The sequence below is a fragment of the Acidimicrobiales bacterium genome (genome assembly GCA_036491125.1).
GTDB lineage: Bacteria > Actinomycetota > Acidimicrobiia > Acidimicrobiales > AC-9 > AC-9.
This window is the reverse complement of record DASXCO010000039.1, coordinates 1-22,966: the sequence shown is the minus strand read 5'-3', so window position 1 is coordinate 22,966 and position 22,966 is coordinate 1. Positions and strand designations below refer to the sequence as shown.

The 22,966-nt window shown below is 69.8% G+C and carries 20 protein-coding genes; 16 read left to right on the top strand and 4 right to left on the bottom strand.

From position 1 onward, the window contains the following. Positions 1–5: 5 nt before the first annotated feature. Genes VGF64_03155 through VGF64_03145 form a run of 3 tightly spaced genes read left to right on the top strand, consistent with a single transcriptional unit; the run spans position 6 to position 3,126 of the window. The gene (locus tag VGF64_03155; GenBank protein ID HEY1633731.1) at positions 6–1,070 is read left to right on the top strand and encodes a glycosyltransferase family 1 protein; all 1,065 of its coding nucleotides are present in this window, start codon (positions 6–8) and stop codon (positions 1,068–1,070) included. Next, a complete protein-coding gene (locus VGF64_03150) occupies positions 1,067–2,224 on the top strand; it encodes a glycosyltransferase family 1 protein (GenBank protein HEY1633730.1) in 1,158 nt (385 codons plus the stop codon). The genes VGF64_03155 and VGF64_03150 overlap by 4 nt, the downstream gene beginning before the upstream one ends. 11 nt (positions 2,225–2,235) lie before the next feature. Further along, the gene (locus VGF64_03145; GenBank protein ID HEY1633729.1) at positions 2,236–3,126 is read left to right on the top strand and encodes a GDP-mannose 4,6-dehydratase; all 891 of its coding nucleotides are present in this window, start codon (positions 2,236–2,238) and stop codon (positions 3,124–3,126) included. A gap of 19 nt (positions 3,127–3,145) precedes the next feature. Here VGF64_03145 and VGF64_03140 read toward each other — a convergent pair whose 3' ends face one another. Genes VGF64_03140 through ftsH form a run of 3 tightly spaced genes read right to left on the bottom strand, consistent with a single transcriptional unit; the run spans position 3,146 to position 6,412 of the window. After that, complete coding sequence (locus VGF64_03140; protein HEY1633728.1) at positions 3,146–3,976, bottom strand: 2OG-Fe(II) oxygenase; 831 nt, start codon at positions 3,974–3,976, stop codon at positions 3,146–3,148. Positions 3,977–4,031: 55 nt separating this feature from the next. Next, the gene (locus tag VGF64_03135) at positions 4,032–4,241 is read right to left on the bottom strand and encodes a hypothetical protein (protein HEY1633727.1); all 210 of its coding nucleotides are present in this window, start codon (positions 4,239–4,241) and stop codon (positions 4,032–4,034) included. Between the two features lie 35 nt (positions 4,242–4,276). After that, positions 4,277–6,412: an ATP-dependent zinc metalloprotease FtsH gene (ftsH, locus tag VGF64_03130; GenBank protein ID HEY1633726.1), complete on the bottom strand. Its 2,136-nt coding sequence runs from the start codon at positions 6,410–6,412 to the stop codon at positions 4,277–4,279. A gap of 80 nt (positions 6,413–6,492) precedes the next feature. On the opposite strand from ftsH, the gene VGF64_03125 reads away from it, so the two are divergent. The 11 genes from VGF64_03125 to VGF64_03075 all read left to right on the top strand — a co-directional run bounded on the left by VGF64_03125 (position 6,493) and on the right by VGF64_03075 (position 20,282). Beyond that, positions 6,493–7,392, top strand: a complete 900-nt coding sequence (locus VGF64_03125; protein ID HEY1633725.1) for a CPBP family intramembrane glutamic endopeptidase — start codon at positions 6,493–6,495, stop codon at positions 7,390–7,392. Positions 7,393–7,556: 164 nt separating this feature from the next. Further along, on the top strand, positions 7,557–9,989 hold the full coding sequence (locus VGF64_03120) for a 6-pyruvoyl-tetrahydropterin synthase-related protein (GenBank protein ID HEY1633724.1): 2,433 nt from the start codon (positions 7,557–7,559) through the stop codon (positions 9,987–9,989). 27 nt (positions 9,990–10,016) lie between these two features. Next, positions 10,017–11,411, top strand: a complete 1,395-nt coding sequence (gene manB / locus VGF64_03115) for a phosphomannomutase/phosphoglucomutase (GenBank protein ID HEY1633723.1) — start codon at positions 10,017–10,019, stop codon at positions 11,409–11,411. 1 nt (position 11,412) lies between these two features. Next, positions 11,413–11,679, top strand: a complete 267-nt coding sequence (locus tag VGF64_03110) for a Trm112 family protein (GenBank protein ID HEY1633722.1) — start codon at positions 11,413–11,415, stop codon at positions 11,677–11,679. Beyond that, positions 11,676–12,734 (top strand): SIS domain-containing protein, encoded by a 1,059-nt coding sequence (locus tag VGF64_03105; GenBank protein ID HEY1633721.1) that lies wholly within the window; start codon positions 11,676–11,678, stop codon positions 12,732–12,734. The genes VGF64_03110 and VGF64_03105 overlap by 4 nt, the downstream gene beginning before the upstream one ends. Positions 12,735–13,175: 441 nt before the next feature. Next, the gene (raiA, locus tag VGF64_03100; GenBank protein HEY1633720.1) at positions 13,176–13,745 is read left to right on the top strand and encodes a ribosome-associated translation inhibitor RaiA; all 570 of its coding nucleotides are present in this window, start codon (positions 13,176–13,178) and stop codon (positions 13,743–13,745) included. A 27-nt stretch (positions 13,746–13,772) separates the two neighbouring features. Continuing rightward, entirely contained in the window at positions 13,773–14,471 is a 699-nt protein-coding gene (locus VGF64_03095) for a response regulator transcription factor (protein HEY1633719.1), read from the top strand. Between the two features lie 133 nt (positions 14,472–14,604). Then, positions 14,605–17,382 carry a preprotein translocase subunit SecA gene (gene secA / locus VGF64_03090; protein HEY1633718.1) on the top strand — a complete coding sequence of 926 codons (2,778 nt, stop codon included), beginning with the start codon at positions 14,605–14,607 and terminating at the stop codon, positions 17,380–17,382. Positions 17,383–17,418: 36 nt separating this feature from the next. Next, positions 17,419–18,528, top strand: coding sequence for a peptide chain release factor 2 (gene prfB, locus VGF64_03085; GenBank protein HEY1633717.1), 1,110 nt, complete (start codon positions 17,419–17,421; stop codon positions 18,526–18,528). 105 nt (positions 18,529–18,633) lie between these two features. Next, complete coding sequence (gene ftsE, locus VGF64_03080) at positions 18,634–19,395, top strand: cell division ATP-binding protein FtsE (GenBank protein ID HEY1633716.1); 762 nt, start codon at positions 18,634–18,636, stop codon at positions 19,393–19,395. Next, positions 19,395–20,282 (top strand): permease-like cell division protein FtsX, encoded by an 888-nt coding sequence (locus VGF64_03075; GenBank protein HEY1633715.1) that lies wholly within the window; start codon positions 19,395–19,397, stop codon positions 20,280–20,282. Before ftsE ends, VGF64_03075 begins: the two co-directional genes overlap by 1 nt. Here the strand turns inward: VGF64_03075 and VGF64_03070 are convergent. Continuing rightward, the gene (locus VGF64_03070) at positions 20,279–21,400 is read right to left on the bottom strand and encodes a CoA transferase (protein HEY1633714.1); all 1,122 of its coding nucleotides are present in this window, start codon (positions 21,398–21,400) and stop codon (positions 20,279–20,281) included. The two genes, VGF64_03075 and VGF64_03070, sit on opposite strands and share 4 nt — an antisense overlap. A 163-nt stretch (positions 21,401–21,563) precedes the next feature. On the opposite strand from VGF64_03070, the gene VGF64_03065 reads away from it, so the two are divergent. Both VGF64_03065 and VGF64_03060 read left to right on the top strand, forming a co-directional pair. Then, on the top strand, positions 21,564–22,328 hold the full coding sequence (locus VGF64_03065; GenBank protein HEY1633713.1) for a glucose 1-dehydrogenase: 765 nt from the start codon (positions 21,564–21,566) through the stop codon (positions 22,326–22,328). Further along, positions 22,325–22,966: acyl-CoA dehydrogenase family protein (locus VGF64_03060; GenBank protein ID HEY1633712.1), on the top strand; the 642-nt coding region annotated here is incomplete at its 3' end. The genes VGF64_03065 and VGF64_03060, both read left to right, overlap by 4 nt.

The following is a 22,966-nucleotide window of genomic DNA, read 5'->3' as shown; positions in this document are numbered from 1 at the left end:
ATCCGGTGAGGGTGCTGATCGTCGTCGAGCAGCTGCGCCGGAGGGCCCCCGGCGGCATCGGCACCTACGCCCGTGGTCTGCTGCAGGGCCTGGAGCGCATGAACCCCGCTCCCGACGTCGCCCTCCTGGCCAGCCGGCCCGGCGCGGGCGTCGATCCACTCGCCTCGCTCGGGTTGCCGGTCGTGGCCTCGTCGCTCCCGGGGCCGATGCTCACCCGGGCCTGGGACCTCGGGGTCGTCAGCGCGCCGGACGGGTTCGATCTGGTCCACGCCGTTTCGCTCGCCGTCCCGCGCAGCCGGGTGCCGGCCGTGGCGACTGTGCACGACCTGGCCTGGCGACAGGTGCCCGACGCGTTCCCTGCGCGGGGCCGGCGTTGGCACGAGGCTGCGCTGCGACGCGCCCTGCGGCGAGCTCGTCTCCTGCTTGCGCCCTCACCAGAGACCGCGACGGCCCTCCAGGACGCCGGAGCGCCGTCCGACCGGGTCGCGGTGTTCGAGGAGGGCGTCGACCACCTGCCTCCTGGCGATTTCAGCGCCGCTGGCGATCTCCTGCGCCGCGTTGGCGTCGACTCCCCATACCTTCTGTGTGTGGGCACCAACGAGCCCAGAAAGAATCTCGACCGCCTGGTCCAGGCCTATGACCAGGCCCGGTCCCGCTTGCCCGAGCCATGGCCGCTCGTCGTCGCCGGCCCGAAAGGGTGGGGGGAGGACCTTCGCCCAGGCCCAGGCGTGGTGCAGGCAGGAGCGGTGTCGGCGGCCGTCCTCGCCGGCCTCTATGCCGGGTGTCGGTGCCTGGCCTACGTCCCCCTCCACGAGGGCTACGGTCTCCCCGCTGTCGAGGCCATGGCGGCCGGTGCTCCGGTCGTCGCCAGTCCGATGCCCAGCACCCAGGGTGCGGCCCTCGAGGTGGATCCCCTGAGCGTGGAGGCCATCGCCGAGGGGCTGGTGCGCGCCTCTGTCGACGGCCCCGCCCGCGACGGGCTCGTCGCCGGTGGCCGAGCGCGAGTGGAGAAGCTCACGTGGGAGTCCACCGCCCGCCGTCACGTGGCCCTGTGGGAGCAGCTGCTGTGAGCGATCGCTTGCGCCTCAGCCTCGACGTCAGCGCCGTGCCGGCCGAGCCCGCCGGGGCGGGCCGGTACACGCTGGGATTGGCCGCCGCCCTGGTCGATCGACCGGATGTCGAGCTGACACTGCTGTCCAGGTCGGAGGATGCCGAACGCTGGGGGGCGCTGGCTCCGGGCGCCTCCCTCGAGGCTGTGGCCCCCACTCCCCGACCGCTGCGCCTGGCGTGGGAGCAGACCGGGTTGCCTCGACGCCTGCGCCGGCTTCCCGTCGATGTCCATCACGGACCTCACTACACGATGCCCGAGGCGACGTCGCTGCCGCGAGTCGTGACCATCCACGACCTGACCTTCTTCGACCATCCCGAGTGGCATCGCCGCACCTTGGTGCCGATCTTCCGCCGAGCCATCCGCGTGGCCGCTCGTCACGCCGAGGCGCTGGTGTGCGTGAGCGCCAGCACGGCCGAGCGTCTGAGGGAGATCTGTCCGCCGTCGGGGCCGGTCCATATCGTGCCCCACGGCATAGACCACGAGCGCTTCCGCCCCGACGAGCCCGAGCCAGGCGCGGACGCTGCCGCGCTTGCGGACCTCGGTATCAAGGGCCCGTACGTGGCCTTCGTGGGCACCCTCGAGCCCCGCAAAGATGTCCCCACCCTCGTGCGCGCCTTCGACCGCATCTGCACCTCCCACCCCGGACTCAGCCTGGTGCTGGCGGGCGGAGCCGGTTGGGGAGCGGTGAAGGTCGAGCGGGCGATCGCCGAGGCTCGCCACGACGACCGAATCGTGCGCGCCGGCTACGTCGCCGACACCGTGGTCGCGGCCCTGCTGCGGCAGGCCGCCGCCGCCGCCTATCCCTCTCTGGAGGAGGGCTTCGGGCTCCCGGCCCTCGAGGCGCTGGCGTGCGGGACCCCACTGGTCACGACCACGGGCTCCGCCATGCAGGAGGTCGTGGAAGGGGCTGCTGTGCTCGTCGCGCCGGGTGATGTGGACGGGCTGGCCGGCGCCCTCGATCTGCTCGTCCGGCGGGACGACGGACTGCCGGCCCGCCGGACGCGCGGACTGGCGGTGGCCGCCCGGCACACCTGGTCGGCCAGCGCCGTCGGACATCTCGGTGCCTATCGAGCGGCGATCGCCAACCGAAAGGGTTCCGGCGAGCCCGACTAGCGTGAGCCGTCGTGCGAGCGTTCGTCACGGGTGGCCAAGGTTTCGTCGGGACCTGGCTCCAGGCCCATCTCCGGGAGTCGGGGGATGAGGTCGACGTCGCCGTCCCGGGGCTCGACATCGGCGACGTCGACGGCCTCCGCCGTGCCCTCGTGGACGCCGCCCCGGACGCCGTGTACCACTTGGCCGCCTTCACCCACGTGGGCCAGTCGTGGGGCGAGCCGCAGGAGGTCTTCCGTGTCAATGCCGGCGGGACGCTCAACCTGCTGGAGGCGGCCCGACGCTGTCCGTCCCCCCCGCGGGTGCTGCTGACGAGCTCGGCCGAGGTCTACGGGGCGGTGAAGCCCGAATACCTCCCGCTGACCGAGGGCTCGTCACTCCTGCCCGTCTCGCCCTACGCCGCCAGCAAGGTGGCCGCCGAGTTTCTGGGGGTCCAGGCGCACCTGGGCCACGGTCTGCCCGTCATCCGGGCACGTTCGTTCAACCACGTTGGTCCGGGACAGGCGCCGTCGTTCGCCGTCTCCGCCCTGGCCAAGCGGATCGTGGAGGCCGAGCGGGCCGGGGGGAAGGAGCTGCGTGTCGGCAACCTGCGGCCTCGACGCGATTTCACCGACGTACGGGACGTGGTTCGGGCCTACCGGCTGTTGATCCTGCGGGGCGAAGCGGGCGCGGTCTACAACGTGTGCTCCGGCATCGACGTGCCCATCGAGGACGTCGCCCATCGCCTCCTGGCGATCGCCGGGTCACACCTCGACCTCATCGCCGATCCGAGTCTCGAGCGTCCCGCCGACGTGCCCGTCCTGCGCGGAGACTCAACCCTCCTTCGGTCGGCCACCGGCTGGCGGCCCGAGATCCCCCTCGACGCGACGCTGCGGGCGGTGCTCGACCATTGGCGGGCCGCCTGAGACGGGGCTGATCAGACCGTCACTGGTTCCGATAGATGTGCCGGGTGGCGACCAGTCCCTGCCTGCGGACTTTGCGCACAGCCGTGCGCAGCGTGGCGTCCCCTCGCAGGACCACATCCTTGAGTCGCTCTTCCGGGAAGCCGCGAAACTTCGTTACGTGGAAGTACTCCTGGCCGGCGTACCCGGTGCCGGACGCCAGCGGCCGGGGCGCGAAGTAGTAATTGGAGACGCAGCACCGGCTGCCGTCGTGAACGATCGGCGTTACGGAGTGCCACGACCTCGGGGTGGTCCCCATCACGACCAGACGGTTGAAGCGGCTCTCGATCGTCCGGCTTGGTTGGCGCAGGCCGCGGTCCCACAGCTGGAGGCTGCCGCCGTAGCTCTCCTCCCAGTCAGGGGTGACGTAGTAGAGGAGGTTGAGCACTCGGTACCCGGTGCGATCGTCGTTGTGGGAGTTGTCGATGTGAGGGTTGAGAAAGTTGTCCCGCCCCATCAGGCTGACCCCGCCAGCGTAAAGACGCTCGTCGGGTACGAGGTCGCGGATGCCGGTGATCTGGCTCAGCGCCTCGACGACGCGCGGTTGCTGGAAGGCGTACACCGCCTCCTCGAGCAGAGGGTCGTACCGATCCATCTGGGCGGCAACGTACTTACGCTCGCGAATTGTGCGCCGCTCCATCATGGTGGCGGGGTCGGGAAAGGCGGCATGAACAGCGCTGCAAGTGCTCGGCTCCAGGACATTGTCGAGAATGGAGGTGGGCACCTGTCCAGGCTGGTCGAACTCGGCCTGCGCGGTGGCGATCTCGGATTGCAACCGGCCGGCGATGGCGTTCCCCAGACTCACCCGGTCCATGGGATCGACATCATAGGGGCCGCGCTGCCGGGCCCGTCATGGAGCGGCGAGCGCTTCAACCCCCCCGGGACCGACCGAGCAGCTGCCCTCCCACCTCTCCGGCCTGGCGATAGCTGTCGTTCAGGAACTCCTCGATCCGGCCCCGTTGATCGTCCAGTCGCTTGAGGACCTCCCGCCGACGGACCTGAGCCCGCTGGAAGCCGAGCACCCCGAAGCCAACGGCGACGTAGGCGGCATCTTTTGCCAGCTTCGCCAACGGGTCCACGCTTCCGGCCACCCCAGTCGCGCCCAATCGAGGTGCTACCGGCCCCGGTCGCCCGGCCACTCAGCGGTCAGCGGCGCTCCGTCGCCATCCCCGTCGCCGGGCGGGTGGGGCCTGCCCGTGTTGTCGGCCAGCCCCTCAGGGTCAGCGCCGTCTCCCGGCGCCGCGGTAGGGGCGGGATCGCCGGGAGGGGTGGACCTCGGTCGCAGCTCCGGGCGCCCGTTCGGCGGCGGGCCGTCGTCGGAGCTCGAGGCGAAGTGGGGGACGCTGGCCGTCGAGCCGTCGACGTGGACGGGGCGGCCATAGGCGGTGTCAACCAGCATCGCCACCTCCTGGCCGTCGATGGTCTCCTTCTCGAGGAGCGACGCGGCCACCAGCTTGAGACCCTCCTTGTGGCGGCTCAGGTATTGCGTCGCCCGCTCCTCCTGCTCCCGGAGGATGCGCTTGACCTCCTCGTCGATGACCCGGCTCGTGTCCTCCGAGTAGTCGCGGGAGTGCATGAGGTCCTCGCCGAGGAAGACCATCCCTTGGGACCCCCAGGCCATGGGGCCGACACGATCGCTCATGCCCCATTCCCGGACCATCTTGCGGGCCAGCTCGGTGTTGCCGACGAGGTCGTTGTTGGCGCCCGTGGACAGACCGCCGTAGATGAGCAGCTCGGCGACCCGTCCACCCATCCGCACCGCCAGCGAGTCCTCGATGTACTCGCGGGGGTAGATGTGGCGCTCCTCCATCGGCAGCTGCTGGGTCACGCCGAGAGCCATGCCCGTCGGGAGGATCGTCACCTTGTGCACCGGGTCGGCATGGGTCAGCGCATAGGCGAGCACGGCGTGGCCACCCTCGTGGTAGGCGACCCGCTCCTTCTCGTGGTCGGTGAGCACCAGCGAATCGCGCCGCTGGCCCATCATGACCCGGTCTCGAGCCGACTCGAAGTCCTGCATGGCGACTGAGTCGCTACCCCGGCGCACGGCATGGAGGGCGGCCTCGTTGACGAGGTTGGCCAGGTCGGCCCCGCTCATGCCTGGGGTGCCACGGGCGACGAGCTCGAGGTCGACGTCCGGAGCAAGTCGCTTGTCCTTGCAGTGGACCTTGAGGATGGGGAGGCGCTCCTCGAGGTCGGGCAGGGGGACGACGATCTGGCGGTCGAAACGGCCCGGACGGAGCAGCGCGGGGTCGAGGATGTCGGGCCGGTTGGTGGCGGCCATCATGACGATGCCCTCGGTCGTGTCGAAGCCGTCCATCTCGTTGAGCATCTGGTTGAGCGTCTGCTCGCGCTCGTCGTGGCCGCCGCCCAGACCGGCGCCCCGCTTGCGGCCGATCGAGTCGATCTCGTCGACGAACACGATGGCCGGCGCCTGCTTGCGCGCCGTCTGGAAGAGGTCCCGGACCCGGCTGGCGCCGACGCCCACGAACATCTCCATGAAGTCCGAGCCGCTCACCGACATGAACGGCACCCCGGCCTCGCCGGCGACGGCCCGTGCCAGCAGGGTCTTGCCGGTGCCGGGCGGGCCGACGAGCAGCACGCCCTTCGGGATGCGGGCCCCGATGTCCTTGAACCGGGCTGGCTTCTTCAGGAAGTCGACGACCTCGCTGATCTCCTGTTTGACGCCGGTATAGCCGGCCACGTCACCGAAAGTCGTGCGCGGCCTCTCGGTCGTGTACAGCTTCGCCTTGGAACGGCCGATCGACATGATCCCTGACATCTGCCCCTGAGCGCGTCGGTTCATCCATATGAAGAACCCGATGATCAGAACAATTGGCAAGAGGTAGATGAGCACAGAGGAGAAGATGCTCTGCGTCGGGGTGTTGAAGCTCAGCTTCACCCCCTTCGTCCGCATGGTCGTGACGTCGTTCTGGATGGGAGGCGAGGGGCCGTTGACCGTGTAGTCGGAGCCGTTGGTCAGCTTGCCGTTGATGTGGCCGTTGCTGTTGTCGATCGTCGCCGTGGAGACCTGACTGGCGTTCACGTCGGTGATGTACTGGGTGTAGCTCAGCTGCTGGCTGGGGCTGTGGGAGAAGAATGGCGGGATGACCAGGGCCGCCACCACCAGGCCGAGCAGGACGATGACCGCCCACCGCCAGCTCTGGTCGGGCCCGCGCGACCCACCGGCGCCGGGACGGCCCGGACCACCCGAGGGACGCTCCGGCCGGGGATCCGGAGGTTGGCGACTCATGCCCCCATGCTAGAGGTCCGGACGGGATACCGAAGCCCAGGAGCACACCTGTCGAGCTCGCGGCGGTAACGTCTCGTGACATGGACGTCTCCGAGCCGTCGGGATCGCCCGGCTCGGGTTGGGAGATCCCACCACCCGGTGGACGGCCGGGACGGCCGGGTGGAGCTGGCGATGGACGTCCGCCCCCGCCGGTCGGATGGGTCGGGCAGTCCTCGCCGCCGCCGAACACGTCCGGGCGACCGGTGCCGCCGATCCAGGGTCGGTGGGGGCTCGGCGACGCGTTGCTCGGCTTCGTCGTCGGGGTGATCACCTCCAGCCTCGCCGTGGTGATCTGGGTCAGCGCGACGGGCGAGCGGACGACGAGCTCGTCGACCTCGACGGTCGGGGCCACCGTCTTCTCGTTGGTGGGCCTCTGGGTCGGTCTGGCCGGGGCGCCCGTGCTCGCCAGCCGGCTGAAGGGCACCAAGCAGCTGGCGGTCGACTTCGGGCTCCGGCTCAAGGTCTGGCCTGACGTGCCCCTCGGGGTGGCCGTCGGGTTGGGCTCCCAGCTGATCCTGCTGCCGGTGCTGTACATCCCCGTGCGGGTGCTGGTGCCCCATCTCGATCAGCAGCTCGGCCAGCCGGCGCAGCACCTCACCGGCGGTGCGGGCGGTGGCGGTCTGGTCGTGCTGGGGATCTTCGTGGTCCTCGGCGCCCCCCTCGTCGAGGAGCTGTTCTTCCGAGGTCTCCTGCTGCGCTCCCTGGAGAAGACCAAGGTGCTGGCGTCGCTGGGGCGTCGGGCATGCCCGACGATCGCCGTGCTCATCTCGGCCGTGGCGTTCGGCCTGGCCCATCTGGAGGTGCTGCAGCTGTTGGGCCTCACCGCCTTCGGCGTCGTCCTCGGCGTGCTGGCCGAGCGGTGGCGGCGCCTGGGACCGGGCATCGTCGCCCACGCCACGTTCAACGCCGTCACCGTGCTGGTGCTGGCGTTCTCCCGATAGGGGTCCCACTCCCCAGACCGGCAGCGAACGGCCGGCGGCGGGGTTGGGGTCCCCGCCGCTCGGAGGAGGACGGGGATGGGGACCCGTCCGGGGCGGCGAAGCCGCCAGCAATGGAGCCCCCCCGTTCAGTGCCCCGGGGGCCCGTCGGGCAACATAGGGCGAAGATGCGTCGCCCTTCCGCCGCCGCTCTGGGAGCGTTCGTCGCCGTCGGCGGCGCCGTCGCCTTTGTCCTCTGGCAGCTGCACCCGTCCCTGTTGCTGCTCAACACGACGACCTCGGGCGGCGACACCGGCTCCCACGTCGCGGTGCCGGCGTTCCTACGCGACCACCTGCTGCCGCACGGTCGGCTCACGGGCTGGAGCCCCGACTGGTATGGCGGCTATCCGGCCCTCACCTTCTACTTCCCGCTGCCGAGCATCATCGTCCTCGCCTTCAACCTCGTCCTGCCGTACAACATCGCCTTCAAGCTGGTCACGGTCCTCGGCCTCCTGACCCTGCCCGTGGCGGCGTGGGCCTTCGGTCGATTGTCCGGGATGGCCCGTCCCGGGCCGGCTTTGCTGGGAGTGGCCACGCTGCCGTTCCTCTTCGATCGCAGCTTCACGATCTACGGCGGCAACATCGCCTCGACACTGGCCGGGGAGTTCGCCTTCTCGATCAGCTTGTCACTGGGGCTGGTGTTCCTCGGCGTGGTCGCGCGCGGCCTGCGCACCGGCAAGCACCGGGCCCTCGCCGCCGGCTTGCTGGCCCTCACTGCGCTCTGCCACATGATCCCGACCTTCTTCGTGCTCGTGGGTGCGGCCGTCCTGTTGCTGATGGGCGCGGACCGCCGACGAATCAAATGGATCGTCAGCGCCGTGGCGGCGGGACTGGCCATCACCGGGTTCTGGTCCATCCCGTTCCTCTTTCGTCTCCCGTACACGACGGACATGGGTTGGGAGAAGGTCACCAACTACGCCCACAACCTGTTCCCGTCGGGCCAGCGCTGGGTGCTCGTGCTCGCGATCATCGGCGTCGCCTTCTCCCTCTTGCGCCGCCGACGGATCGGGATGTTCCTCTCCGTCATGGCGGTGCTGTCAGCGGCGGGATTCGTGCTCGCTCCTCAGGGCCGGCTCTACAACGCCCGCCTCCTGCCCTTCTGGGTCCTGTGCCTCTATCTCCTGGCCGGGGTGGCGGTCGCCGAGCTGGGGACTCTGGCGGGGGAGCTGTGGCGCGCCAGGCGTGAGCAGAGGTGGCTCTCGACGGCGGCGAACGGTGGCTACGTGGCGGCCCCTGCATCGGGGACGGGCATCACGACCGACGGCCTGGTCGGGTTCCTCACGCCGGTCCTTGCCCTGGTCGCGGCAGCCGGCTTCGTGGCTGCTCCCCTCGTGAACCTGCCCTCGTGGTCGCCCGTCAAACCGCCGGCCAGCTTCGTGCCCGACTGGGTGCGCTGGAACTACACCGGCTACGAGGGAAAGCCCGCCTACCCGCAGTACCACGCGCTCATCGACACCATGGCGAGGCTCGGTCGACAACAGGGCTGCGGTCGCGCCATGTGGGAGTACGGGCCCGACCTCGACCAGCTGGGCACGCCCATGGCCCTGATGCTGCTGCCGTACTGGACCAACGACTGCATCCAGTCCATGGAGGGGCTGTTCTTCGAGTCGGCCGCCAGCACGCCGTACCACTTCATCAACCAGGCGGAGCTGTCGCTGACGCCGTCGGAGGCCATGCGCAACCTTCCCTACGAGTCGCTCGACGTCGCCGCCGGCGTGCGGCACCTCCAGCTGCTCGGGGTCCGCTACTACATGGCCTTCTCGCCCCAGGCTCAGGCCCAGGCAGCGGCCGACCCCGACCTCCGCCTCATCGCCACCAGCGGGCCATGGCCGGTCACCTCGGGCGCCACCGTGATCCAGCGCACCTGGAACATCTACCTGGTGCAGGGTGCGGCCGAGGTGAGCCCTCTCACGGAGCAACCCGTGGTCATGACCGGAGTGGCCAAGGGTGGCAAGTCATGGCTGGACGCGGCCGTCTCTTGGTACGACGACCCCAGCCGATGGAACGTGATGCTGGCCGCCAGCGGGCCGGCCGAGTGGACGCGGGTCCCCGGCGCCGACCCCAACCCGCCGCAGCAGACGGTGACCCCGGCGCAGGTCAGCGGGATCAAGACCAGTGACGACCGGATCAGCTTCGACGTCGACCGGCCCGGATCGCCGGTGCTGGTGAAGACGTCGTACTTCCCGAACTGGCAGGCGACCGGGGCGAAGGGTCCGTGGCGCGTCGCGCCCAACCTCATGGTGGTCATCCCGACCAGCCGCCACGTGTCGCTGCATTACGGCTGGACGCCTGTGGACGGGTTGGGGTGGGCCGTGACCGCGCTCGGGTTGATCGCCGTCGTGTGGATGGGCGCGCGCCCGTACGTCGCGCGGGGGCCGCGGCGCGGTCGTCGGATCGGGCGCCCGGGCGCCACGCAGGGTGACGGAGACCAAGACGACGGGGAGGCGCGGGAACTGGAAACGGCCCTCAACCGGATCGGCGCCCTCTCGCCGCTGCCATGGGGCCCGACGACGAGCCCGACGACCGCCACGACGACTCCCCGCCGGCCTCCGAGGTCGTAGAGGAAGCGAAGTAGGCTCGCAGGGCTGATGCTCCCGCTCGACCCCATCTTCAAGGCCTACGACGTGCGCGGCAGCGTGCCGGACCAGCTCGATGCCGAGGTCTGCCGCGCCGTGGGGTCGGGGTTCGCCCGGTTCACGGGGGCGGCGCGAGTCGTGGTGGCGCGCGACATGCGGGAGTCGGGCGTGCCGCTCAGCGAGGCCTTCATCGCCGGGGCCGCGTCCGAGGGAGCGTCGGTGACCGACCTCGGTCTGGCATCCACGGACCTGCTGTACTTCGCCTCGGGCCGGCTCGACGTACCGGGAGCCATGTTCACGGCCTCGCACAACCCGGCCCGATACAACGGCATCAAGATGTGCCGGGCCGGAGCGAGCCCGATCGGCCAGGACACCGGGTTGAGCGAGATCAAGGCGCTGGCCGGCGCCATGACGGGGAACGGGGAAACCGCACGGGGTCAGGTCGACCACGAGGACCTGGTCGACGAGTACGCGATCCACGTCCGCTCGTTCGTGGACGTCGACGCCCTGACGCCGCTGCGGGTGGTGGCGGACACGGCCAACGGCATGGGCGGGCTCGTCGTGCCCCACGTGATGGCCCCGCTGCCCGTCCAGCTCGAGATCCTCTACCCCGAGCTCGACGGCAACTTTCCGAACCACCCCGCTGATCCCATCCAGCTCGAGAACCTCGCCGACCTCAACCGGCGCGTGCTGGAGACGGGCGCGGACGTGGGACTGGCCTTCGACGGTGACGCCGATCGGGTATTCCTCGTCGACGAGAAGGCCCAGCCCCTGTCGGGGTCTCTCACGACGGCGCTGGTGGCCAAGGCGATGCTCGAGAAGCATCCGGGCGCCACGATCCTGTACAACCTCATCTGCTCCAAGGCGGTACCGGAGATCATCAGGGAGAACGGGGGAGTGCCCGTCCGCACCCGGGTGGGCCACTCCTTCATCAAGGCCGTGATGGCCGAGACGGGAGCGGTGTTCGGGGGGGAGCACTCCGGGCACTACTACTTCCGCGACAACTACCGCGCCGACTCCGGGCTCATCGCCGCCGTGATCGTGCTCGAGCTGCTGTCCAAGGCGGGCAAGCCGCTGTCCGAGCTGCGCCGGCCGTTCGAGCGCTACGCCGACTCGGGCGAGATCAACACCAAGGTCCCCGACCCGCCGCGGGTCGTCGAGTCGATCGCCGCCGAGCTCGACTCGGTGAGCGGCGCGGCTCTCGACCGCACCGACGGGTTGACCGTCGACTGGGGCGATTGGTGGTTCAACGTCCGTCCCTCCAACACCGAGCCTCTCCTCCGTCTGAACCTCGAGGCCCCCTCGCCGGCCGAGCGCGATGTCCATCTGGCGGAGGTCCTCTCACTCATCGACCGCGCCGCCGGGGACACGGCCGGTGCCGGTCCTACCCCACGAAGGGAGAGCTGAGGTGGCACTCGACCCCCTGCTGCTCGAGATCCTGGCCTGTCCCGAGGACAAGGGACCACTGCTGTACTTCGCCGACGAGGACAGCCTCTACAACCCGCGCCTCCATCGGCGCTACGCGATCCGGGACGACATTCCCATCATGTTGATCGACGAGGCCGAGACCGTCGACGATGCCGAGCACGGTCGCCTGCTGGCCAAGGCCGAGGCGGAGGGCATCACGCCGACCTTCGATCCGGGGAAGAGCCCTTCGGGCGGCGCACCGGCGTGAGCGGGCAGGTGGTCGACACGCTGGGGATGTGGGATGCCGCCGCCCAGCTCCCCGAACAGGTCGCCGCTGCCGCCGAGGCCGTCGAGCACCTGGCCGGGCTCCCGCCCCGCGGGTCGATCGCCAACGTGGTCGTGCTGGGCATGGGGGGCAGCGGCATCGCGGGCGACGTTTTCCAGGCGACGGCCGGCCCCGACCTGGCTGTGCCCGTCTCGGTCGTGAAGTCCTACTGCCCCCCGGGCTTCGTCGGCCCGGCGTCGTTGGTCTTCGCCGTCTCGTTCTCGGGTGACACCGAGGAGACGATCGAGGCCGCCCGGGCCGCGAGATCGCGGGGAGCGAGCGTGATCGTCGTGACCAGCGGCGGCGAGCTGGCCAAGCTGGCCGACGACTGGGGGGCACCGCTGCTGCCGGTGCCCGACACCATTCCCCAGCCGCGTGCCGCCGTGGGGGCCATGACGGTCCCGCTGCTCGCCGTGGCCGAGGACCTGGGCCTGCTTCCGGACGGCCGGCGATGGGTCGACCAGGCGGTGGGCCAGCTGCAGCGGCGCCGCGACCAGCTGGTTGGGGCGGCGAGCCCGGCGGCGGCACTCGCCCGTCGCATCGGGCGCACGATCCCGCTCGTCTACGGCGCAGCCGGCATCGGCGCCGTCGCCGCCTGGCGCTGGAAGGCGGACGTCAACGAGAACGCCAAGGCTCCGGCGTTCGCCGCCAGCCAACCGGAGCTGTGCCACAACGAGGTGGCCGGATGGGGACAGCACGGGGACATCACCCGCCAGCTTGTGACCCTCGTGAACCTCCGCCACCGGGATGAGCACCCCCGGATCGCCGCCCGCTTCGGGCTGGTGGACGACATCGTCCGGGAGGTCGTGGCGGGGATCGAGGAGGTGGAGGCCGAGGGGGAGGGGCGCCTGGCCCAGCTTCTGGACCTGGTCATCTTCGGTGACTTCGTCTCGCTGCACCTGGCCGCCCAGGAGGGGCTCGACCCGGGGCCGGTCCCGGTCCTTACCGAGATAAAGAGCCGTCTCGAGAGCAGCCCGGGAGGCCGGGGCCGGGAGTAGCACCGGCCCTGGAGGCCGGAGGCAGGCACAGCACCGGCCGGGGAGGCCGGACGCAGGCCCAGCACCGGCCCGCCCCGGGGCCGGACGGAGCTTGCTGGACGACTGGCACCTACTGACTAGGCCGAATTCCGTCAGCACGTCCTACACTCTCGTATGGGCTGCGTGCGGGTCTGTGGTTGCAAGTCGAGGCCAGCCGTAGGCGAAACGACCCACGTAAGGCAACCCGTGGTTGCTGAGCATGGTGCGGCTTAGGAGTAAGTCCTGCCCGCCGATGTGCCGACCGTCGGCACCGGCGGCGAAGAGGCGACGCGGGCGCCAGGGTGCGTTGTGGGGCCTACCGGCCGCCAACGCCGGGCCCGCCACCCTCTCGGCAGGCGAGTGTGGGGTCAAAGACCAGGTCAGCCGCTCGCGGCCCGTTCGCTGAAACAGGAGGATTGCACTGTGGACATCTCGATCCAGGGCCGGAACGTCGAGGTGTCGGAGCTGCTGCGTGCGACCGTGGAGGAGAAGGTCACCCGGCTGGGGCGCTACCTCGACTCGATGGAGCGGGCCGAGGTTCGCTTCCTCGAGGAGCGCAATCCGCGCATCGCTGACAAGGAGGTGTGCGAGGTGACCGTGGTGGGCCACGGCCACATCGTGCGGGCGAGGGCTGCGGCGAGCGACACGTTCGCGGCCGTCGACCGGGTCGTCGACAAGCTCGAGCACCGGCTGGAGAAGCTGAAGGGGCGCCTGATCGGACGGTCCCACCCCCGCCGGCACGCCGGTGGAGCGCCCGGTCCCGATGCCGTGGCGGCCGTGATCGCCGACGACGACGAGGATGCCGAGGACGAGACACCGCGCATCATCCGGACGGTCCAATCCGATGCCAAGCCCATGACCCCTGAGGAGGCCGTCCTCGAGCTCGACCTCCTCGGCCGGGGGTTCTTCCTGTTCACGAATGCTGAAACGGGCCGTGCCGCGGTGGTATACCGGCGGAAGGACAGTCAAATCGGACTAATCGACACCACCTGACACCTGACACCTGACACGGGGGAACTCTTGGTCGACAACCAGATCTCGGGACAAGACGGGCAGGTCATCCGCGTGCTGATCGCGGATGACCAGGCACTGTTCCGCCGAGGCTTGTACGTGGTGCTGGGCACCGAGGGTGGGATCGAGGTCGTGGGTGAGGCCGAGGACGGGGCCGAGGCGATCGCCAAGGCCGAGGAGCTGGCCCCCGACGTGGTGTTGATGGACGTACGGATGCCTCAGGTGAACGGCATCGAGGCGGCGCGCACCATCCGCACCGTGACCCCGTCGGCGAGGATCCTGATGCTCACGGTGAGCGACGAGGAGGAGGATCTCTACGAGGCGGTCAAGGCGGGGGCGAACGGGTACCTGCTCAAGGAGATCTCGGTCGAGGAGGTGGCCGATGCCATCCGGGCCGTGGTCCAGGGCCAGAGCCTCATCTCACCCTCGATGGCCTCCAAGCTGCTGACCGAGTTCAACTCCCTGGTTAGGCGGGCCGAGGAGCGGCCCCAGGTCCCCCCGCCGGAGCTGACGGGGCGGGAGCTGGAGGTGCTCAAGCTGGTCGCCCGGGGGATGAGCAACAGGGACATCGCCGATTCGCTGTACATCTCCGAGAACACGGTCAAGAACCACGTCCACAACATCCTCGACAAGCTCCACCTCCACTCCCGCATGCAGGCGGTCATCTACGCCGTGCGCGAGCGCCTGATCGAGGCCGAGGACCGCTGAGCGCCGGAGGGCGCCGGTCCATCCTGCCCACAGGCGGGCGCAGGCGAGGGACTTCTTTCGGTTCACGTCCGGTCGAAATCGGGCCCCGTGGCGGCGGGGTAGGGGCCAGGACCCTCAGTACACTGGGGTGACGATGAGCGTCCTCACCAAGATGCTGCGCGCGGGCGAGGGGAAGAAGCTCCGCCGCCTCCAGGAGATCGTGCCGATGATCAACGACCTCGAGCCCGAGGTCGAGGCGCTGGACGACGCCGCCCTGCGCCACCGGACGGTCGAGTTCAGGGAGCGCCTGGACCAGGGGGAGGGTCTCGACGACCTGTTGGTGGAGGCCTTCGCCGTCGTACGGGAAGCGGCGCGACGGGTCATCGGCCAGCGACACTTCGACGTCCAGCTGATGGGCGGGATGGCCCTCCACTTCGGATGGATCGCCGAGATGAAGACCGGCGAGGGCAAGACGCTCGTGTCGACCCTGCCCGTCTACCTCAACGGCCTCACTGGCAAGGGCGTCCACGTAGTCACCGTCAACGACTACCTGGCTGCCCGCGACGCCGAGTGGATGGGCCAGATCCACCGCTTCCTGGGGCTGAAGGTCGGGCTCGTCGTCCCGGAAGTGGAGGACGCCGAGGCCAAGCGTGAGGCCTATGCCGCCGACGTCACCTATGGCACCAACACCGAGTTCGGTTTCGACTACCTGCGCGACAACATGGCCAGGTCGCGCGATGCGATGGCGCAGCGCGGCCATGCCTACGCCATCGTCGACGAAGTCGACTCGATCCTCATCGACGAGGCTCGGACGCCCCTCATCATCAGCGGTCCGGCGGCCGAGTCGGCCCGGCTGTACTACCAGTTCGCGGGGGTCGTGCGGACGCTCAAGCGCGACGTCGACTACGAGGTCGACGAGGAGAAGCGAACGGTCTTCCCCACCGAGGAGGGCATCGAGAAGGTCGAGTCCCAGATTGGAGTGGGCAACCTCTACGACCTGGTGTCGGTGAACTACGTCCATCAGCTCCAGCAGGCGCTGCGGGCCAAGGAGCTCTACCACCGGGACAAGGACTACATCGTGGCCGGTGGCGAAGCGAAGATCGTCGACGAGTTCACCGGCCGGATCCTGGAGGGGCGGCGGTGGTCCGACGGGCTGCACCAGGCCGTCGAGGCCAAGGAGCGGGTTCGCATCAAGGAGGAGAACCACACCTGGGCGACGGTGACGCTGCAGAACTACTTCCGACTCTACGAGAAGCTCGCCGGTATGACCGGCACGGCGGAGACCGAGGCGTCGGAGTTCGCCAACACCTACGACCTGCCCGTGGTGCCGATCCCGACCAACCTGCCTATGGTCCGGGCCGACCACCCTGACCTGGTCTACAAGAGCGAGCAGGCCAAGTTCGAGGCGGTCGTGGAGGATCTGATCGAACGCCACGACCGCGGCCAGCCCGTGCTGGTCGGCACGGCGTCGGTCGCCAAGTCCGAGGTGCTCTCCCGGCTCCTCGACATCCGGGGCATTCCGCACAACGTGCTGAACGCCAAGCAGCACGCCCGGGAAGCGCAGATCGTCGTCCAGGCGGGGCGGCTCCAGGCCATCACGGTGGCCACGAACATGGCCGGCCGCGGTGTCGACATCCTGTTGGGGGGCAATCCCGACGGCCTGGCGGCCCAGGAGGTCCTGGCCCAGGGGCTCGACCCGGACAGCGACGAGGGTCGCGCCGCTCGGGCCGATCTGCGGGCCAAGTTCGAACTGCAGTGCAAGGCCGAGGGCGACCAGATCCGTGCCCTCGGGGGGCTGTACGTGCTTGGCAGCGAGCGCCACGAGAGCCGCCGCATCGACAATCAGCTCCGGGGGCGGTCCGGCCGTCAGGGGGATCCGGGGGAGAGCCGGTTCTTCCTGTCGCTCGAGGACGAGCTCATGCGGCTCTTCGCCACTGGGGCCATGAACTGGGTGATGGCCAAGGCCCTCCCTGAGGACGTTCCCATCGAGGCCAAGATGGTCACCCGCGCCATCGAGCGGGCGCAGAATACGGTCGAGGCCCGCAACGCCGAGATCCGCAAGGACGTGCTCAAGTACGACGAGGTCATGAACGAGCAGCGCAAGGTCATCTACCAGCGCCGGATGCAGGTGCTCGACGGCGAAGACCTGCGGGAGCGGACCGAGGAGCTGCTGGACGAGGCGCTGGACTCGGTGGTCATGGCGACCTGCGAGGGCTACGCCGAGGACTGGGACATCGCCGCTCTCATCGCCGAGGTCGGTCAGTACTACCCCACGAAGTTCACCGAGGAGGACCTCCGACACGCCGAGACCTCCGACCAGCTCTACGAGAGCATCCGGGCCGAGGCCGCCGATTACTACGCCGAGCGGGAGACGACCATCCCCGGAGGGCCGGAGGTGGCCCGTTCCCTCGAGCGAGAGATCATGCTCCAGATCATCGATCAGCGCTGGCGGGAGCACCTGGCCGAGATGGACTACCTGCGCGAGGGCATCAACCTGCGGGCCATGGGCCAGCAGGACCCGCTGGTGGCCTGGCAGCGCGAGGGCTTCAGCATGTTCGGTCAGCTCATGGACGCCATCGACGACGACTATCTGCGCTACGTGCTGCACGTGGAGGTCCTCACCGAGCAGGCGGCCGAGCCCGATCTGGGACAGGCGAGCTACCTCGCCGCCGACGACCCGGTCCAGGGGCCGGCGAGCATCGCCATGGCTGCCCAGCAGGCCCAACAGGCCCAGGAGCAGGCCCAGGCGGCGCTGGCCCAGCTGCCAGACCCGGCGGCCGCAGCCCCCGAGCAGGTCGCAGCTGGCGCGGCAGCGTCCGAAGCTCTCGCCGCCCAGGCTCCCACCGTCAAGTCCGATCGCGACAAGATCGGGCGCAACGACCCCTGCTGGTGTGGGAGCAACAAGAAATACAAGCTGTGCCACGGCCGCTGAAGCCGGGGTCACGCGCCCGGCGGCTCGGAGTAGCCGGTGCGCGACTTCGCTGACGATCTGGCCGCCCTGCGCAAGCGTCTCGAGGAGGCCAAGACCTACCTGGACCTGCCTGGGCTCCGGACTCGCCTCTCCGAGCTGGAGGCGGAAGTGGGTCGCCCCGACCTTTGGGACGATGCCGACGCGGCGCGGGTCGCCACCACGGCCTACGGCCGGGTGAGCGGGGACGTCGAGCTGCTGACGGGGCTCGACGCCCGGCTGGCTGACACCGAGACCCTCTACGAGCTGGCCGTGGAGGAGGGCGACGAGTCGGTCGAGGTGGAGCTGGCCGAGGCGGTGGCCGATCTGGGACGGCAGCTGGACTCCCTCGAGCTGCGCTCGCTGTTCTCCGGCGAGCACGACGACCGGGACGCAGTGGCGGAGATCCACGCCGGGGCGGGCGGCACCGACGCCCAGGACTGGGCCGAGATGATGCTGCGCATGTACCTGCGCTGGGCCGAGCGCCGCGGCTTCTCGGTCGAGGTCGACGAGGTGTCACCCGGCCAGGAGGCCGGCATTCTGTCGGCCACGTTCATCGTCCGGGGCCGGTACGCCTACGGGTTGCTGGCGGCCGAACGGGGCGTGCACCGTCTGGTTCGCATGTCACCGTTCGACGCCCAGAAGCGGCGTCAGACCAGTTTCGCGTCCCTCGACGCCACACCGTTCCTCGACGACGTCTCGGCCGTGGTCGAGATCGACGAGAAGGACCTGCGGGTGGACACCTACAGGTCGTCGGGCGCCGGCGGCCAGCATGTCAACGTCACCGACTCGGCCGTGCGCATCACTCATCTCCCGACCGGCATCGTCGTCTCTGTCCAGAACGAGCGCAGCCAGCACCAGAACAAGGCCAAGGCGCTCCAGATCCTCGGCGCCAAGTTGGCCGATCGCCAGCGCGAGGAGCGCCAGGCGGAGCTCGACGCCATCTCGGGACCGCAGACCGACGTGGCCTGGGGCAACCAGATCCGGTCATACGTGCTGGCGCCGTACCAGCTGGTGAAGGACCTAAGGACCAACGAGGAGACCGGAAACGTCGACGCCGTGCTCGATGGCGACCTCGACGGGTTCATGGAGTCCTTCCTCCGCTGGCGGCGAGCCCAGGGAGACGGCTAGGCCCGTCTGCCGATTGGCGGACCGCCCCGTATGGGGTGCTATCGTCCCCGGAACGCAGATCGCCGGCGCAGTTCGGCGCGGGAGGGCGCTGCTCCGTGGACATTCATGATCCGACTGGACAACGTCACCAAAACTTACAAGGGCTCCGTCTGCGCGCTCCGCGACTGCTCGGTTGACATCGGGAGGGGTGAGTTCGTCTTCCTCGTCGGTCCCTCCGGCGCCGGGAAGTCGACGTTCATCCGCCTGATCCTTCGCGAGGAGGCTCCGGACCGCGGTCAGATCTGGGTGGCCGGGTGGAACATCGGCCGGCTGCGTCACTGGAAGGTGCCCTACCTCCGGCGCAACATCGGCTGCGTGTTCCAGGACTTCCGGCTGCTGCCCAGCAAGTCGGTGTTCGCCAACGTGGCCTTCGCCCTCGAGGTCATCGGCCGCCAGAAGTCTGTCGTGGCGTCCCAGGTGCCCCAGGCCCTGGACCTGGTGGGCCTCGGTGACAAGTGGGACTGCTTGCCGGGCGAGCTGTCGGGCGGCGAGCAGCAGCGGGTGGCAATCGCCCGGGCCTTCGTCAACCGGCCGCTCATCCTCCTGGCCGACGAGCCCACAGGCAACATCGACCCGGGCGGTGGCGCGGTCGTGACGAAGCTGCTCGACCGCATCAGCCGCACTGGCACGACGGTCCTCATGGCGACCCACAACGACGCCATCGTCAACACGATGCGGCGCCGCGTCATCGAGCTCGACGGCGGCATCGTCGTCCGCGACGAGGACCAGGGCGCATACGAGGCGCCCGACGCGCAGCTCGAGGAGCGACCCGATGCGGTGGCCATGTCCGCCGAGCCCACGTCGGCGGGGGTCGAGGGGTTGCGCTGATGGGCCTGTCGCTCGACTACGTCGCCCGCGAGACGGGCACCAACCTGTGGCGCAACCGCCTGATGACGATCGCCGCGGTGCTCACCGTGGCCGTCTCGCTCTCGCTGGTCGGCTCCGCGCTGCTGCTCAAGCAGGGGGTGTCCACCGCCACGACGAGGTGGAAGGGCGGGGTCCAGCTGGCCGTGTTCATGCAGCCCCAGACACCCGTGGACCAGACCCAGACGGTGGCGCAGCAGCTGGGGTCGTTGCAAGAGGTGAAGCGGGTCACCTACTGCGACCAGACGTGTTCCTGGAACGAGTTCCGCACGATGTTCGCCAACCAGCCCGACCTCGTCAACAGCGCCACGGCCGCTGACCTGCCCCCTTCGTTCCGCGTGGTGGCGCGCGACGCCAACCACGTCCAACAGGTCGGGACCGCGATCAGGTCCGACCCCGGGGTCAGGAACGTGGTGTACGCCAAGCAGTCGGTCGACACCCTGCTACGGGTCACGGGGATCGCTCAGGCGGTCCTGTACAGCGTCGCCGTGGTCCTGCTGGCCGCCGCCGCCGTGCTCATCCTGAACGCGATCCGGATGGCGATCTTCGCCCGACGGAGAGAGGTGGCGGTCATGAAGCTGGTGGGCGCCACCAACTGGTTCATCCGGGTGCCCTACATGCTGGAGGGCGTGATCCAAGGGCTGGCGGGTGGAGTGGTGGCGGCGGGCGTCGTGGCCGTCGTCAGCTTCCTGCTGCGGTACTCGGTGCAGCACTACGACGTGACGCTGTTCCAGTCGATCGTCGTGTCCGGCCGCGACCTCTTCCTCACCGAGATCTTCGTGGTGTTCATGGGGGCGGTCGTGGGAGCCGGGGGCTCGGCTCTCGGCGTGCGCCGGTTCCTCACCGCCTAGCCGCCGGGCGACTCGCCGAGCACCTCCTCGTTGTCGGCCCCCAATGGACGGCCGGACCAGCGGATACGGCCGGGCGTGGCCGAGAGGCGGGCGACGACGCCTTGCATCGGTGTGCCCTCGACGTCGCACACGGCGTGGCGCGCCGCCACGTGGGGATCGCCGAGGATGTCGGCCATGCCCATGACCGGCGCCACGGCGACGTCGGCGTCGTTCAGCGACTCGAGCGCCTCCGCCATGGTCCGGGCACCGATCCAGGCCCCGACGGCGCGGTCGACCTCCTCGCGGCGCGCCGACCGGCCGGCGTTGGTGCGCAGCCCGTCATCGTCCCCCAGTCCGACCAGGTGCAGGAGGCGTCGGGCGACCGGCTCCGACGAGGTGCTGATGGCCACCCACGAGCCGTCCGCGCACCGGTAGGTGCCGCGCGGGACGCTGTAGGGGATGCCCGACCCCAGGCGGGGCTGCTCGTAGCCCAGCACCGCGTAGGCGGCCGGCAGGGGACCCATGACCTGGAGCATGGATTCGAGCAGGCTGGCGTCGACCACCTGACCGACGCCTGAGTGCAGGGCGACCATGGTCGCGAAGGCGCCGACCAGCGCCGTGACCTCGTCGGTGAGGGCGACCGGAGGCAGCAGCGGCGCGCCGTCGGGGTCGCCGTTGATGGCGGCGAAGCCGGACATGGCCTCGGCGAGGGTGGCGAAGCCCGGACGGCCGGCGTACGGGCCGTCCTGTCCGAAGCCGGTGATGCGGGTGATGACGAGCCGGGGGTTGCGCGCCAGGAGCACGTCTGGTCCCATGCCCAGCCGCTCGAGGGTGCCGGGTCGGAAGTTCTCGACCAGCACGTGGGCGTCGTCGCACAGACCGAGCAGCGCCTCGAGCCCCTCGGCCGACTTGAGATCGAGGGTCACGCACCGCTTGTTGCGACCCTCCAGCTTCCACCACAGCGACACGCCATCCCTGGTGTCGCGCCAGCCCAGGTCGCGTGCGGCGTCACCCCCGTCGGGTCGTTCCACCTTGATCACATCGGCGCCGAAGTCGGCCAGGTACCGGGCGCAGCCGGGCGCGGCGATGAGGCCCGAGCAGTCGATGACCCGGATGTCGGCGAGAGGCCCGTCGCTCATGCCGCCGACACTATCGGTGGCGCTCCAGCACCTGAGTTGAACAGGACGATCAGCGTGACCTGAGGAGAGCACGGGCCCGGATTGACGCTGCGTCAGGAAATGAGCGACCGTGAAGGCCGAAGGCCGCGGCCGGCGAGGCTGGTCCGAGAGAGGAAGGGCTGTCGTGGGCAGACTGGACGGGAAGGTTGCGCTCATCTCCGGGGGGGCCCGGGGCCAGGGCGAGGCCGAGGCCCGGATCTTCGCCGCCGAGGGAGCCAAGGTCGTGCTCGGCGACGTGCTGGACGAGGTGGGCGAGAAGCTGGCCGTCGAGATCGGAGACGCCTCCGCCTACGTGCATCTCGACGTCAGCAGACCGGACGACTGGGCGACGGCGGTCGAGGCGGCGACGAACCGGTTCGGGAAGCTCGACGTGCTCGTCAACAACGCCGGAATCCTCCGGTTCGGCTCGATCGAGCGGACCTCGTTCGAGGAGTACCGGCAGGTCATCGAGGTCAACCAGTTCGGCTGCTTCCTCGGCATGAAGGCCGCCATTCCGGCCCTCAAGGCCGCTGGCGGTGGCGCCATCGTGAACATCTCCTCGACCCAGGGCCTCGAGGGCATGGCCGGGGCGTGTGCCTACACAGCGAGCAAGTTCGCCGTCCGGGGCATGACCAAGGCCGCCGCCCTGGAGCTCGGTCGATACAGCATCCGGGTGAACTCGGTCCACCCCGGAGGCATCGACACCCCGATGCTCGCCCTCGACCAGGTCGACCAGTCCAACAAGGACGCCGGGTACCGGCACCAGCCGATCGGGCGCATCGGCAAGCCCGAGGAGGTGGCCCGGCTGGTGACCTTCCTCGCCTCGGACGAGAGCTCGTACTCGACGGGAGCCGAGTTCCTCATCGATGGCGGCATGACCGCGGGGCTGGCCTTTCCGGGCTTCGAGTGAACCTGCGCTACTCAGAGAGCGAGGAGCAGTTCCGGGGCGAGCTCAAGGAATGGCTCGATCGGGTGCTGCCCACGATCGGCCCTCCGCCGGCTCAGGATGACTGGCCGGGGCGGCGCGCCTACGACACGGCATGGCAGCGGATGCTGTTTGATGCCGGCTACGCCGGCATCAACTGGCAAAGGGAGCTGGGCGGGCGTGGTGCTTCCCCGGCCGAGCACCTGGTGTTCCTGGAGGAGACCGAGCGGGCCCACGCGCCCTACGTGGGGGTCAACTTCGTGGGGCTGCTGCACGCCGGTCCCACGCTCATCGCCGAGGCCACACCCGAGCAGCGATCCCGCTATCTGCCGGCGATCCTGCGCGGCGACGAGGTCTGGTGCCAGGGCTTCTCGGAGCCGGGCGCGGGCTCGGATCTCGCGTCGTTGCGCACCCGGGCCGTGCGCGACGGCGATTGCTACGTCGTCACCGGGCAGAAGATCTGGTGCTCGTTCGGTCAGATCGGCGATTTCGGCGAGCTGCTCGTGCGCACCGACCCGGACGTGAAGAAGCAGGCCGGGATCACCTGGCTGATGCTGCCGATGGATCTCCCCGGCATCGAGGTGCGCCCGTTGCGCACGGTGCTCGGCTCCTCCGAGTTCGCC

Coding starts and splice junctions, on each gene's coding strand:
- manB (HEY1633723.1), top strand. CDS start 10,017: ATGCTCCCGCTCGACCCCATCTTCAAGGCCTACGACGTGCGCGGCAGC.
- ftsE (HEY1633716.1), top strand. CDS start 18,634: ATGATCCGACTGGACAACGTCACCAAAACTTACAAGGGCTCCGTCTGC.
- VGF64_03070 (HEY1633714.1), bottom strand. CDS start 21,400: ATGAGCGACGGGCCTCTCGCCGACATCCGGGTCATCGACTGCTCGGGC.
- VGF64_03120 (HEY1633724.1), top strand. CDS start 7,557: ATGCGTCGCCCTTCCGCCGCCGCTCTGGGAGCGTTCGTCGCCGTCGGC.
- VGF64_03075 (HEY1633715.1), top strand. CDS start 19,395: ATGGGCCTGTCGCTCGACTACGTCGCCCGCGAGACGGGCACCAACCTG.
- VGF64_03125 (HEY1633725.1), top strand. CDS start 6,493: ATGGACGTCTCCGAGCCGTCGGGATCGCCCGGCTCGGGTTGGGAGATC.
- ftsH (HEY1633726.1), bottom strand. CDS start 6,412: ATGAGTCGCCAACCTCCGGATCCCCGGCCGGAGCGTCCCTCGGGTGGT.
- secA (HEY1633718.1), top strand. CDS start 14,605: ATGAGCGTCCTCACCAAGATGCTGCGCGCGGGCGAGGGGAAGAAGCTC.
- VGF64_03140 (HEY1633728.1), bottom strand. CDS start 3,976: ATGGACCGGGTGAGTCTGGGGAACGCCATCGCCGGCCGGTTGCAATCC.